Origin of the sequence: Rhizomicrobium sp., from assembly GCA_037200045.1 — a bacterium.
In the GTDB taxonomy this organism is placed as follows: Bacteria; Pseudomonadota; Alphaproteobacteria; order Micropepsales; family Micropepsaceae; genus Rhizomicrobium.
The window spans coordinates 1,048,185-1,061,321 of the sequence record JBBCHM010000001.1 but is presented as its reverse complement, the minus strand read 5'-3'; the positions used below and the strand labels follow the sequence as shown (position 1 = coordinate 1,061,321).

Genomic DNA, 13,137 nt, shown 5'->3' with positions numbered 1-13,137 from the left:
AGCCGGCCCGCGCGGTCGTCAAGCGGCGCGGTATGCGTTCGCGGCGCGATGGCAATGCGCCATCGCGGAAACGACTTGCGCTATGGATGGCGGCGGGCGACGCGGAGCGGTCATGGATTTCTGGTTCGAATTCGCGAGCAGCTATTCCTATCCCGCGGCGATGCGGGTCGAGCGGCTCGCCAAGGCGGCGGGCGTGACGCTGCGCTGGCGGCCGTTCCTGCTGGGGCCGATCTTTTCCTCGCAGGGGTGGAACGACTCGCCGTTCAACCTCTATCCCGTGAAGGGCAGCTACATGTGGCGCGACCTGGAGCGCATCTGTGCGCGCGAAGGCTTGCCGCTGACGCTCCCGCCGCTGCGCTTTCCGCAGAACGGTCTCAAGGCGGCGCGCATCGCGCTGGCGGCCGAAGGCGAAGGCTGGATGCCGGATTTCGCGCGCGCGGTCTATTCGGCGAATTTCGCCGAGCGGAAGGACATCGCCGATGACGGCGTGCTGGCCGAGATCCTGACGCGGGTCGGCGCCGACCCGGCGGCCACACTGGCTGCCGCGAACACGCCCGAGAACAAGGCCAAGCTGAGGGCGCAAAACGAGGACGCCATCGCGCGCGGGGTGTTCGGCGCGCCGAGTTTCGTTGTGGGCGACGAACTGTTCTGGGGGAACGACCGGCTGGAAGAAGCTATCGCGTGGGCGGCGCGAACATGAGATTCACGCGGAGACGCGAAGGCCGCGGAGTTTCGCCCCCTACTCCGCGTTCTCCGCGTCTCCGCGTGAATCATTGTCGATTTCGCGAAGGATGAAATCGGCGCGCGCGTCGACAGCGGCCTTCGGCACTTCGACGATGCGGTAGCCGTGGCGGCGATAGGCGGTGCGGCAATTCTCGAAAGTCTCGATCGCATGGGCGAAGCTGTGCTTGCGCAGGTCGTCATGGACGTAGATCGCTTCCCAGGGCGGAAAAAGGAAGACACGCGGGTTGTAGCGGCACTCCTCAATCGTCCTGGACAGCGCCGGCGGATCGCCTTCGCCCGGTACGTTGCCGTAGCCGGAAAGCTCCGGAATGGCGCGGTCGAAGAAGATGGGCGCCGCGGTCTCGGCGAAGGCGCGGTAGTCGCGCAGGCCCTGCTCCAGCATCAGATCGCGGTAGCGGGCGCGGTCGCCGTCATGGGTGGCGTTGCCGCCGCTGCGCGCCTGCTCCTTCAGGATGCGGCGCGCCGCTTCGTCGACGCAGACATGGCCGCGCGCCCGCAGCGCTTCGAGCAGCGTGGTCTTTCCGGCGCCGGGACCGCCGGAGAGGATGTGGAAATTGTTTCGCAGCATGAGGCCTCGTCGCGCGCGGACGCGACGGCGCGGCCGCGCGGCGGATGGATGGATTTTCGGGGAGATGCGCAAGGGTGCCCGCGCCGCGCCCAGGCGTCAAGCCGATCTTGATCCGCCTCAACGACAGCGCGCCCGGCGCGGGCAGGATGCGCGCAAGGAAGGTGCGCCATGGCCGGGATCGTCTTTCATTCGATGGAGGGAAGCTCCTATCTATGGAGCGTCATGCAGATCGCCGACGAAAAAGGCGTGCCCTATGAGCTCAAGGTCCCGACGCTCCATTCGCCGGAACACTTCAAGCTGCATCCCTTCGGCAAGATGCCGGTGTTGCAGCATGGCGAGGTCATTCTCTACGAGTCGCTGGCGATCGCGCATTACATCGACAAGGCGTTCGACGGCCCTCCCCTGCAACCGCGCGACGCGCTTGGACAAGCGCAGGTGTTGCGCTGGATCAGCATCGTGAATTCCTACGTATTTCCGGTCATGAACCGCTTCTTCAAGGAGCGGATCGTGCGTCCCGCCTGGGGTTTCGAGACGGATCAGGCGTTCGTCGATACGGCGAAGGCGCCGCTCGAATTGCAGGTGCGGCTGATCGACGAGGCGGCAGGCGCGGAAGGCTTCTTGGTCGGCAACCGGCTGACCATCGCGGACTGTTTCCTCTTTCCCAACCTGCTGTTCTTCTCGCTCACCACGGAAGGCGCGGCGCTGCTCGCGCAGTACAAGGGCGCCACGGATTGGCTGGCGCGGATGCGGGCGCGGCCGAGCTATCCCGGCAGCATCATGCAACGCAGCTTCGGCGAGACGGCGAAATTGGCGGAAGGACTCCGCCAGATGCCGCTGCCGGTGCACACTTCACGCTAACGCCCGAGATGTCGGGCGCGCGGCGTCAGGCTTGTCCGCGCGGCGCCGCAATCCGGCGCATGACGATCGGAGCGATCAGGGCGAGGGCGGCGGTGGCCAGCCAGAGCCAGTAGCCGGCATGATAATGGCAAATCGGGACCGACCCGGTGTCGTCCTGCCATGCGGTCCACCACCAGGCAGTGGCGGCCAGGCCGCCGGCCAGCACGCCGAGCCAGATCGGCGGCCGCTTACCGAAGGCCAGCGCGAGGCCGACGCCCAGGATGAATCCGTTGGCGAGCCAGGCCGGCATGAGCACGAGCAATCCCAACCAGCCGAACAGCAGCACAAACCAGCCGCCGACATGGTCGTAGCCCGGCCTGCAGGTGCTGAAGACCGGCAGGATCAGGGAGAGGAGCCACAGCGCGAGGATGAGAAATCCTGTCAGCCGCCGCGGGTCGCCGAGCCGATCGCCCATCGCGCTAGGACGGCATCCGCGCCAGTTCGGCGGATCGCATCCGCGCCATCTTTTCTTCGGCGAGGCGTTCGCTGGCGCGCTGTTTCACGCTTTCGCTCTTGAGCTGGCCGCAGGCGGCCATGATGTCGCGGCCGCGCGGAGTGCGGACGGGGCTCGCATAACCGGCGCGGTTCACGATCTCGGCGAAGCTCTCGATCTGGCTCCAATCCGAGCACGCATAGGGCGCGCCGGGCCACGGATTGAACGGGATCAGGTTGATCTTGGCCGGAATGCCCTTGATGAGCTTCACCAGCTCGCGCGCCTCGGCCAGGCTGTCGTTCACGCCTTTCAGCATCACATACTCGAAGGTGATGCGCCGCGCGTTCGAGACGCCGGGATAGGTACGGCATGCCTCCAGCAATTCCTTCAGCGGATATTTCTTGTTGATCGGCACGATGATGTCGCGGATGTCGTCGCGCACGGCGTGCAGCGATATCGCCAGCGAGGAGCCGATCTCGGCGCCGGCGCGCGGGATCATCGGCACCACGCCGGCGGTGGACAGAGTCACGCGCCGCTTCGACAACGCCAGCGCGTCGCCGTCCGCCACGATGGCGAGCGCGGCTTTCACATTGTCGAAATTGTAGAGCGGCTCGCCCATGCCCATCATCACCACATTGGTGACGCGGCGCTCTTCCTTGGTGGAGGGCCAGTCGGCCAGCGAGTCCTTGGCGACCATCACCTGGCCGACGATCTCGGCGGGGGTGAGGTTGCGCACCAGCTTCTGCGTGCCGGTGTGGCAGAAGCGGCAGTTCAACGTGCAGCCGACCTGGGAGGAAACGCAGAGCGTGCCCCGGCCCGGCTCCGGGATGAACACGGTCTCGAACTCGATGCCGGGGCCGGTGCGCAGGAGCCATTTGCGCGTGCCGTCGTTCGAAATCTGCTCGGTGACGATCTCGGGCCGGGCGAGCGTGAAGCTGTCGGTCAGGGTGACGCGGACATCCCTGGCGAGGTTGGACATGGCCGCGAAATCCTTCGCGCCATGGACATAGATCCAGTTCCACACCTGGCGGGCGCGCATCGGCGCGGCCTTCTCGGGAAGACCGGCGTCGCGCAGCGCGGTCTGCAGCGCGTCGGGGGAAAGGCCGATGAGGGTGGAGGCGGTCATTTCGTTCACTTGTCATTCCCGGCCGAGCGTCGCGCAAGCGACGCGAGGGGGTCCGTTGCGGCAGCGTACGGACGAACCCGACGCCTGGCTCGCCCGTACGCTGTCGCTACGGGCTCCCTCGGCCCGCCATTACATGGCGGGCCTCGGCGGGGATGACAAGTGTGCTTACAGCCCGCAGGCCCTGTGGATCCGGTCCAGGGCGTCGCCGAGGCCGGCCAGGGAATAGGTGTCCGTGGTCAGCGTGCCGCGCTTGGACGTGCCGGTGACGACCAGCGACTGACCGTTGCGCATCGCCTCGACCAGCTTGACCTCGTCGGTCCGCTTCCTGATCCAGGCCGCGCCGGCGCCGCCGTCGTTCTGGGTGAAGAACTCGAAACTGGCGCCGCCGACCTGGGCGGTGACGGTGCTGCCGTCCTTGTACTGGTAGCCGGGAACCGCCTCGGGCTCGGACTTGGTCTTGCGCGCGGGCCAGTCGGTGATCAGAAAGTAGATCGGATCGCGCTTGATCTTGCGCGGCGTGCTCGCCGTGGGCTTGGACATTGCGTAGCAGGTCTTGTCCGCCCCGGTGCCGGTGCTGAACGCCGACCAGTCCCTCGACACGCCGAGGAGAAGCGCGTCGTCCGCCGCGGCCGGACCGGCGGCGAGGACGGCGGCGCCGATAAGGGCGGCAAGAAGAGACGGCCGAATCATGCAGGTTTGCTCCGAAAGCCTGAGCCCCTTATGGCAGCGGATTCAGGCACTTCTGTGGTGGCGTTGAATTTCGGAGGCGAGAATAGGGATGTGGGCGGCGCAGGTCCACGGCAATCGTCAGAGGCCCCCGATCGCCTCCTCCACGTCCCGGAGCCGGTCCTTGCCGAAGAACATCTCGTCGCCGACGAAGAAGGTCGGGATGCCGAAGACGCCGCGGGCGACGGCGGCCTCGGTGTTGGCGATCAGCCCGGCCTTCACCGCGGGCGCCTGGGCGCGCTCGTACAGCGCCGGGTCGAGGCCGGAGGCGGCCAGCGCCGCCTTCGCGACCTCGGGATCGTCCATCTTCTTGGGCGCGATCCACATGTTATGGAACACGGTATCCATGTAGCGCGGCAGGTAACCTTCGTTCTGCGCCGCCACCGCCATGCGCATCAGGTTCAGCGTGTTGATGGGGAAGAAAGGATTGAACGTGAAGTCGTCGATGTGGTGGCGGCGGATGAAGCGCTGGGTCTCGAGCTGTTCGTAGGCCATCTTGTTCTTGATGTGGCCGAACGCCTGCATCGGCGACTGGTTGCCCGTCGCCTTGAAGATACCGCCGAGCAGCACGGGAACGACTTCGAATTTCGCGCCGGTGCGCTGTTCGATTCCGGGAATGACCCGGTTGGCGAAGAAGGCGTTGGGGCTGCCGAAATCGAACAGGAATTCCACTTGCTCCGTCTTTGGGGGCATCACCAGCTCTCCTTGTAGGGCCGCACGTCGAGTTCGAAGGTCCAGGCGTCGCGCTTCTGCGTGTGCAGGTACCAATAGGCGTCGGCGATCGATTCGGGGTTCATGAGCTGGTCCGGTTCGATGGCGGCGACCGCCGCGTCGCCGCCGCGGGCGCGGATGCGCTCCTTGACGAAGGCGGTGTCGACGCCGGCGTCGATGATGAGATGGGCGACGTGGATGTTCTGCGGCCCGAGCTCGCGCGCCATGCTCTGCGCCACGGCGCGCAGGCCGAACTTGGCCGAGGCGAAGGCGGCATAGCCCTTGCCGCCGCGCAGGCTCGCGGTTGCGCCGGTGAACAGGATCGTGCCCCTGCCCCGCGCCAGCATCAGGCGGGCGGCCTCGCGCCCGGTGAGGAAGCCGCCGTAACAGGCCATCTCCCACACCTTGCGGAAGACCCGTTCGGTGGTCTCCAGGATCGGGAAGTTGACGTTGGCGCCGGGGTTGAAGACGCAGACGTCCAGCGGGGCGTGCGCGTCGGCCTCGGCGAGGAAGGCGGCGACGTCTTCCTCCTTGCGGGCGTCCAGCGCGCGGGCCTCGCAATGGCCGCCGCCGGATTCGATGTCGGCCTTGAGCTGGGCGAGCTTGTCGGCGGTGCGGCGGCCGGCGAAGACCGTGTAGCCTTCGCGCGCGAATTTCCGCGCGATGGCGGAGCCGATGTAGTCGCCGGCGCCGATCACGGCGGCGGTGGCGTTGCGGAGCGTCATGAGGAACCCTCGGGAATTACATGATGGGTATAATATAACCGCCGCGCGCTGTCATGGCCCGTGACAGGTCCTTCGGATCAGAACCCCTTCGGCACCCGGTCGAAATGCGGATCGGTCATCTCATAGGCGTAGCTCGCGGCCAGCACGCCGGCGTCGTCGAACATGCGGCCGACGATCTGCAGGCCGACCGGCAGGCCGTCGCGCGTGAAGCCGCAGGGCACGCTGGCGGCGGGCTGTTGGGTCAGGTTGAACGGCACGGTGAAGGGCGTCCATGCCATCCAGGCATTGCCGTCGTCGTCGAGCGGCGTGAGCTTGCCGACGTCGAAGGCGGTGGTGGCGAGCTGCGGCGTCAGCAGGAAGTCGTATGTCTCCATGAATTGGCGCATCGCGCTGCCATAGGCGCCGCGCGCCAGCGCCGCGTTCATGTAGTCCTTCTTGGAGATCGCGATGCCCTCTTCCGCCATGCGGCGCAGGCCAGGATCGAGCCTGGCCATCTGCTCCGGCGTGTAGTCGCCGAGCAGGCTGGCGGCGCCGGACCACCACAGGGTGCGGAAGGTCAGGGCCGGATCGCCGCCGGGCGGATCGACCTGTTCGACATGGGCGCCGAGCCGTTCGAAGCGCTTGGCGGCGGCGGCCACCAGCGTCTCGATCTCGGGCAGGACGCGGGCGGCAAAGCCCATGCGCGGGCTGAAGGCGATGCGCTTGCCGGCGAGCGGGGCTTCGATCTCGGCGGCGTAGTCGGTCGGGAAATACGGCAGCGAATACCAGTCGCGGGCGTCGGGCCGCGCGATCGCGTTCATCAGCATGGCGCTGTCGAGCACGGTGCGGCTCATCGGGCCGACATGGGCGAGCGTGCCGAAGGGCGACAGCGGATAGGCCGGCACGCGGCCGAAGCTGGGCTTGAGGCCATAGGTGTTGGTGAAGCTCGCCGGGATGCGGATCGAGCCGCCGCCGTCGGTGCCGAGCGCCAGCGGGCAGAACCGCGCCGCCAGCGCGGCGCTGGAACCGCCGGAAGAACCGCCCGGCGTCTTCGCCTTGTTCCACGGATTGCGCGTGACGCCGGTGAGCGGGCTGTCGGTCGAGCCCTTCCAGCCGAATTCCGGCGTGGTGGTCTTGCCGATCAAGACGGCGCCCGCCTCGCGCAGGCGCGCGACGGTCGGGGCGTCGGTGTCGATATAGGCGTGGGGATCGACGGTGAGCGAGCCGCGCCGCGTCGGCCAGTCCTTGGTCACCAGCAAATCCTTCACCGCGACGGGGACGCCATCGAGCGGCGACAGCGGCTCGCCGGCCAGCCAGCGCGCCTCGGAGGCTTCGGCCATCGTCTGGCTGGCGTGCGGATCGAGGTGGCAGAAGGCGTTGATCTCGGCGTCGAGCGCCTCGATGCGGGTGAGGCAGGCGTCCGCGACCTCGACCGGCGACAATTCCCGCGCCGCGAACAATGCGGACATTTCCGAGGCGGTGAGTTCGTGGGGTTCCTTGGACATGGCGATCACTCGGCTTTCCAAAACAAGACTGTCATGGCCCGCCAATGCGGGCCACCCAGTTGACGCTTCCCCGTCGGGAATTTCCTTGCGTCACCTGGGTCGCCCGCATTCGCGGGCGATGACACAAGGGCTAATTCACCTTCGTCAACGCGGCTTCGCTGCCCTTGTCCAACAATCGCAGCTTGCCGCCGTCATTGTCGAATATCGTGACGGAGCAGTTCTCCGGCGAGAAGACCACGACGCGGTCGTCGGCCTGCGCCGAGCCCATCAGCACGTTGATCGCGACATAGTGCGAGAACACCACCGCGTCTTCCCGGAGCGACGCCACCGCCGCGACGCAGGCCTCGCGCCATTGCGCGAGGTCGGGCGGCACGTCGCGCCACGAGCCGGCCATCAGCCCGCGCAGCCAGGCGACGCGCTCTTCGAGGCTCATGCCCTTCGGGGACGGTATCTCGGCGACGGCGTGTTCGATGACGGGCGTCCGGCCCCACGCCCGCGCCAGCGGGACGGCCGTCTCCTGGGTGCGGCGGAGCGGACTGGAGAGGATGAGGCGCGGGCCGATGCTCTTGAGCCGGCCGGCGACCGCTTCGGCCTGGCCGCGGCCGAGATCGTCGAGGCCGGGGTCCATGTCCTCCCCGAAACCGGCGGCGGCGCGACCGTGGCGGACCATGTAGATGCGGGGCATGGGAGATTCCGAGGTTCGAAGACGATCGAGACTACAGCAGCTAGGCCTTCAGCGCGTCCCACATGGCGAAGGCCATGCCGATGCCGCGCATGTCGCCGGTGGTCGTGCCCGCCATGCGGTTCATCGCGTAGCCGATGCTCATCTTCGCATCCATGTCGATGACGGCGATCGAGCCGCCATAGCCGCCCCAGAACATCGCATTGGGATTGGGCAGCGGCATCAATCCGCCGGGAAGACCGAAGCCCAGGCCGAACTTCGCCGGCACGCCCATGATCAGATCGGTGCCCTCGATCTGCGGCTCGAGCGCCTTGCGGACGCCTTCTTTGGACAGGAATCGGCGACCCTGGGCGACGCCGTCATTGGCCAGGATGGCATGGATCTGGGCGATGGAGCGGGCATTGCCGGTGCCGCCGGCCGCCGGGATTTCCGCGCCGCGCCAGGCCCGCTTCGTGGTCTCCGACACGTCGATGCCGGGATTGGTCGCCAAATTGGCCATGAGTTCGCTCATCGCCGGCCCGTCCGCCACCGCATCGCCCTGCGGCGGCGCCAGCAGTTCGGCGACGCGGTCGTCTTCGGACGCGGCAAGGCCGATGTGGAAATCGGCACCCAGCGGCGTCGCGATCTCCTCGCGGAACACCGTGCCCACCGACTTTCCCGTGATGCGGCGGATGATTTCGCCGACGAGATAGCCCTGCGTCAGGGCGTGATAGCCGGGCGCGGTGCCGGGCTTCCAGAACGGCGCCTGGGCGGCGAGCAGCGCGGTCACCTTCCGCCAATCGTAGAGATCCTCCTTGGCGATCTTCTCCTTCCAGCCGGAAAGGCCGGCGGAATGGCTCATCAGATGGCTGACCTTGATGTCGGCCTTGCCGTTGGCGGCGAATTCCGGCCAGTAGCGCGCGACCGGCGCGTCGAAATCGAGCAGGCCGCGGTCGGCGAGCAGGAGCGCGGTCAGCGCCGTCATCGTCTTGGTGGTCGAATAGACGTTGACGATGGTGTCCTTCTCCCAGCGCCGCGTCTTCGCCGGATCGGCATGGCCGCCCCACAGATCGACCACGGTCTCGCCGTCCACGGTGGCTGAGAACGAGGCGCCGATGTCGGCGCCGCTGGCGATGTTCTCTTCGAACAATTTCTTCACCGCCGCGTATTTGTCGTGGGCGAAGCCGTGGACTTCGGGCATGAGCGCTTCCTCGTTCCTCACATTGTCATCCGCCGCGAATGCGGCGGACCCAGTTGACGATTGCACCGGCGGCGCAGGTGTCACCTGGGTGGCCCGCATTCGCGGGCCATGACAATCTTTTTTGTTGACGGCACTTCATGAAAACCTGAACAAATTCGTGACCTCTCCCGGCGCCACCGTGCCCGGCTTGCCGAGAACTTCGTCGCGCATCATCCGATCCAGCGTCGCATCGTCGTCCGGCGTGTGGGCGAGGAAGCGGCCGCCGTTTTCGAGCCGCCCGACCACGATGCCGAAGCGCTTGCCGCGACGGTCGAGCACGACCGTATAGGTTTCGACGGTGGCCGCGCCCTGCGGCGCCTCGACGACGGCGGGATGCGCCATGGCGTCGATGTCCTTCTGGTAGGTCTTGGGATCCTCGCGTTGCCATTTTCCGCGGGTCGGATTTGTCGAATAGATGCCGGCCGAATGCTTGGTCACGTACCAGCCATTGCCGGTCGTGAGGCCGAATTTTCTCGGCGCTTGGCGCAGCCTGTCCGCCATCTGCACGATCGAGTGCATCACGTAATTGTTGCCCGGGCCGCCGAAATAGGGAAGCCCGCCGGTGATGGTGAGGCCGCGCGGATCGTCGGTCGCGATGCCGAGTTCGAGGCAGCCGATCTCCACCGCGCTCGGGAAGCAGGAATAGAGGTCGATGAAGGACACGTCGCCGACATCGAGGTCCGCCATCGCGAAGGCCTTCTTGCCGACGGCGCGGATCGCTGGCGAGGAATGGAAGTTCACCCGCTCGGAGACGTTCCAGATGTCGGCGGCATCGGCGCAACCGTGCAGAAAGACCCATTTCGATTCCGGGATGCCGAGTTCGCGCGCCTTGGCGACGGAGGTCATCACCACCGCGGCGGCCATGTCGACCTCGATCACGGCGTTCAGGTATTTGGTGTAGGGAAAGCCGACGAAGCGGTTCTTGTCCGTCGGCGTCGAAATCTCTTCCGCCGAACGGTAGGTCGGAAACCAGGAATAGGGATTCTCCGCCGCGACCCTGGTGAAGGGCGAGAAGAATTCGCCGAGCCATTTCAGGTGCTCGGCCGGCGAGCGGCGCTTCATGCCGCGCAGGCCGTTCTCGAACAAGGGATAGACGTTGACCGGAAAGGCGAGGCCGTGGCGGCGTTCGTAGTCCGTCGTGCCGGGGCGCATGTCGCCGATCTCTTCGGGGTCGGAGCCGGGATCGGCGTCGGGGCCGGTCGTCCAGCCGAGATCGACGCCCTGCTTCATCGCGCCGAGCAGCGAGGCGATGTATTCGGCGCCGGCGAGTAGCGCCACGTCGCAGATGCCGTTCGCGATCTCCTCCGCCGTGCGGTTGACCAGCCATTGCGGCGTGTTGCCCCCCGTCGCGGTGTAGAAGGCACGGCGCGGCGCGGCGCCGATGCGGTTCGCCAGGCTGAGCGGCGGATTGCGGAACATGCGTTTGGGCAGGCGGCCCTGGTCGCCCGGCGAATCCGCGGTGAAGCGCACGACGGCGACGGTATCGATCGCGGAAGCGAGATTCTTGGCGCCGGTGTCGGCGAGCGCGTCGGCCGAAACCTTCGCCAGCATCTCGACGGGACCGAGGCTGGCGCGGATGTCGCTCTTCGCCGTGCGCTGGGTGAACTGCGCGCCGCCGACGAGGATCGGCGTGCGCGGGTCGATGTCGGTCATGGGGCCTGCCTAATGTCGCTGGCGCGATGACAGCACGCAGGACGGCGGATTTCAAAGCGGCGGATTACGTTGGGGAAGCGCTATTCGCTCGCCAGCGCCTTCAGCAGCTTCTTGTCGAATACCCGGAGCACGGCCGCGAGGTCGTGGCCGCGCTTGAGGATGTGCCCGGTCGCGGCGATCACCGCGTACAGGCCCTGCTTGTCGCGCAGCTTGGGCCGCTTCTCCACCCGGAACAGCGGCATCTCCGACGCGCGCCGGTAGATCGAGAACACCGCGGCCTCGTCGCGGAAATCGATCGCGTAGTCGCGCCATTCGCCGGCCGCCACCATGCGGCCGTACAGCGTCAGGATGCGATTGAGTTCGGCGCGGTCGAACCGCACCTGCGCGACGACGCCGGAGGCAGCCGACCTGCCCTGCCCGCCCTGGTAACTCGTCCGTGCGGCCGGCGCGTGGCCTGCACGGACGAACGCTATGGGTTCTTCCGCCATCGGAAGGAAGTGTGGTCCCGTCACGCGATTGTCGCAAGGGCGAAAATCAGCGTTTGACCGCCAGCATCACGCCGTCGCCGACGGTGGCGAGCGCCATGTCGACCCGGTCGTCCGCCTGGATCTTGGCGTTCAGGGCGCGCAGCGCGCTCGGCATGACGGAGGCGTCCGATGCGTCGGCGACGGTGCCGAACAGCAGCGCATTGTCGAGCGCGATCAGCCCGCCCGGCCGCACCAGCTTGAGGGCACGCTCGTAATAGGCGTCATAGGCCGGCTTGTCGGCGTCGATGAAGACGAAATCGAACGGGCCCTCGCCCTTGGCGATCATCGCGTCCATCGCCGGGACCGCGGGGCCGAGCCGCAGGTCGATCCTGGTATCGACGCCGGCCTCCTTCCAATAGCCGCGCGCCAGATCGGTGAACTCCTTGCTGACATCGAGCGCCACGACCTTGCCGTCCTTGGGCAGCGCCAGCGCCACGCTGAGCGCGCTGTAGCCAGTGAACACGCCGATCTCCAGATAGTGTTTGGCGCCGGTGAGCTTGGCGAGGACCTGGAGGAAGGCGCCCTGCTCCGGCGCGATCTGCATGATGGCGGCGGGATGCTTCTGGGTCTCCTCGCGGCAGCGGATCTGCGCCGGGGTCTCGCGCGCGCCGACCTCGCTCAGATAGGCGATCACCGCGTCCGTCGCCTGAACGAAATTTCCCATGGCGCCCGCCCATCCTGGATTGTCCGGCGCCGAGCCTATGCAGACCGTGCCGCCGGCGCCAGCCTGCGGCTCAGGCGTTGAGGTTGCGGATGTTCGCGTCCATCTGGCCGAACAACCCGCCGACGGCGCCGGTCAGCGTGGTGATCGCGGTGCCGACCGGCAGCACGATCAGCGCCGCGTCGCCCAGGATGTTCGCGGCCGCGATGCCGATGAGCCCGCTTGTGCCGCCCGCGATGGCGCCACCGAGCGCGCCCCTTGCGTAGCCGCGCGCATAGTCGCGGCCATAGAACAGGCCGGCCAAGCCGGCGATCATCATGGCGGCGAATTCCGACACGTTGGCGCGCACCCAGGGAATGTAGTGCGCGACGACCACCATCGTCACCTGCAGCGCGATGCCGGTGATCGCCGCGCGCTGCACAAGCTTGCCGTCGAACACACAAGCTCCGCCCTTGGATTGCACTTCGACTCTAGGCCGCAATCGTGGCGGATCAACGGCGCGTTTACGCCGCGGCGGCGCGGGTTCCCATCATGGCGCGCGCGATGACACCGCCAACCGCGCCGGCGACGGCCGAACTCAGCGTGCCGAAGACCAGGATTGCGGGCTGCGTATCGCCGAGAGCGACGGATACGGCGATGCCGAGCAAGGCGCCGACGCCGCCCGCGACCGCGCCGGCCAGCGCCGCGCCGCCATAACCGTCCATGCCGCGGCCGCATAGAAGTCCGGCGAAGGCCGCGATGCCCATGCCGCCCAGCAGGAACGCGTTGTCGGCGGCGAACGGATCGAAATGACCGGCGATCACCATGGTGAGTTGCAGGCCCGTGCCGATGGCCGTCGCGGTCGAAAGCATTTTCGTATCGAACATTGTTTCCTCCCCTGTTCGATTATCTTTTTTAAACCTTGTCATGCCCGCGCGGGCGGGCATCCAGGCACTCCAGGATATCTCATTTGCGGCCCGCATCCATGGCCGATATCGCCAG

The 13,137-nt window shown here is 67.2% G+C and carries 16 protein-coding genes; 2 read left to right on the top strand and 14 right to left on the bottom strand.

Features of this window, described 5'->3' with window-relative positions; genetic code table 11:
- Positions 1-112 precede the first annotated feature (112 nt).
- Positions 113-700, top strand: coding sequence for a 2-hydroxychromene-2-carboxylate isomerase (locus WDM86_04705; GenBank protein MEI9989319.1), 588 nt, complete (start codon positions 113-115; stop codon positions 698-700).
- Between the two features lie 39 nt (positions 701-739).
- On the opposite strand, the gene WDM86_04700 is transcribed toward WDM86_04705, so the two are convergent.
- Positions 740-1,312, bottom strand: a complete 573-nt coding sequence (locus WDM86_04700; protein MEI9989318.1) for an AAA family ATPase — start codon at positions 1,310-1,312, stop codon at positions 740-742.
- A gap of 168 nt (positions 1,313-1,480) precedes the next feature.
- Here WDM86_04700 and WDM86_04695 point away from each other — a divergent pair, with 168 nt between their 5' ends.
- Positions 1,481-2,170 (top strand): glutathione S-transferase family protein, encoded by a 690-nt coding sequence (locus WDM86_04695; protein ID MEI9989317.1) that lies wholly within the window; start codon positions 1,481-1,483, stop codon positions 2,168-2,170.
- Between the two features lie 25 nt (positions 2,171-2,195).
- Here the strand turns inward: WDM86_04695 and WDM86_04690 are convergent, their stop codons facing one another.
- The 13 genes from WDM86_04690 to WDM86_04630 form a co-directional block, all read right to left on the bottom strand.
- Positions 2,196-2,624: a hypothetical protein gene (locus tag WDM86_04690; GenBank protein MEI9989316.1), complete on the bottom strand. Its 429-nt coding sequence runs from the start codon at positions 2,622-2,624 to the stop codon at positions 2,196-2,198.
- A 4-nt stretch (positions 2,625-2,628) separates the two neighbouring features.
- Positions 2,629-3,768, bottom strand: coding sequence for a 23S rRNA (adenine(2503)-C(2))-methyltransferase RlmN (gene rlmN / locus WDM86_04685; GenBank protein MEI9989315.1), 1,140 nt, complete (start codon positions 3,766-3,768; stop codon positions 2,629-2,631).
- Between the two features lie 165 nt (positions 3,769-3,933).
- The gene (locus WDM86_04680; GenBank protein ID MEI9989314.1) at positions 3,934-4,458 is read right to left on the bottom strand and encodes an invasion associated locus B family protein; all 525 of its coding nucleotides are present in this window, start codon (positions 4,456-4,458) and stop codon (positions 3,934-3,936) included.
- 117 nt (positions 4,459-4,575) lie between these two features.
- Positions 4,576-5,187: a 2-hydroxychromene-2-carboxylate isomerase gene (locus WDM86_04675; protein MEI9989313.1), complete on the bottom strand. Its 612-nt coding sequence runs from the start codon at positions 5,185-5,187 to the stop codon at positions 4,576-4,578.
- Complete coding sequence (locus tag WDM86_04670; protein ID MEI9989312.1) at positions 5,187-5,930, bottom strand: SDR family oxidoreductase; 744 nt, start codon at positions 5,928-5,930, stop codon at positions 5,187-5,189. Before WDM86_04670 ends, WDM86_04675 begins: the two co-directional genes overlap by 1 nt.
- A 77-nt stretch (positions 5,931-6,007) precedes the next feature.
- A complete protein-coding gene (locus tag WDM86_04665; GenBank protein ID MEI9989311.1) occupies positions 6,008-7,414 on the bottom strand; it encodes an amidase in 1,407 nt (468 codons plus the stop codon).
- A 130-nt stretch (positions 7,415-7,544) separates the two neighbouring features.
- Entirely contained in the window at positions 7,545-8,099 is a 555-nt protein-coding gene (locus tag WDM86_04660; protein ID MEI9989310.1) for a histidine phosphatase family protein, read from the bottom strand.
- 40 nt (positions 8,100-8,139) lie between these two features.
- Complete coding sequence (locus WDM86_04655; protein MEI9989309.1) at positions 8,140-9,276, bottom strand: serine hydrolase domain-containing protein; 1,137 nt, start codon at positions 9,274-9,276, stop codon at positions 8,140-8,142.
- A gap of 135 nt (positions 9,277-9,411) precedes the next feature.
- Positions 9,412-10,968, bottom strand: a complete 1,557-nt coding sequence (locus tag WDM86_04650; protein MEI9989308.1) for an acetyl-CoA acetyltransferase — start codon at positions 10,966-10,968, stop codon at positions 9,412-9,414.
- An 80-nt stretch (positions 10,969-11,048) separates the two neighbouring features.
- Entirely contained in the window at positions 11,049-11,480 is a 432-nt protein-coding gene (locus tag WDM86_04645) for a DUF2794 domain-containing protein (protein MEI9989307.1), read from the bottom strand.
- Between the two features lie 22 nt (positions 11,481-11,502).
- On the bottom strand, positions 11,503-12,159 hold the full coding sequence (locus WDM86_04640; protein MEI9989306.1) for a class I SAM-dependent methyltransferase: 657 nt from the start codon (positions 12,157-12,159) through the stop codon (positions 11,503-11,505).
- Positions 12,160-12,229: 70 nt separating this feature from the next.
- Positions 12,230-12,595: a hypothetical protein gene (locus WDM86_04635; protein MEI9989305.1), complete on the bottom strand. Its 366-nt coding sequence runs from the start codon at positions 12,593-12,595 to the stop codon at positions 12,230-12,232.
- 64 nt (positions 12,596-12,659) lie between these two features.
- Positions 12,660-13,022 carry a hypothetical protein gene (locus WDM86_04630; GenBank protein ID MEI9989304.1) on the bottom strand — a complete coding sequence of 121 codons (363 nt, stop codon included), beginning with the start codon at positions 13,020-13,022 and terminating at the stop codon, positions 12,660-12,662.
- Between the last annotated feature and the right edge of the window lie 115 nt (positions 13,023-13,137).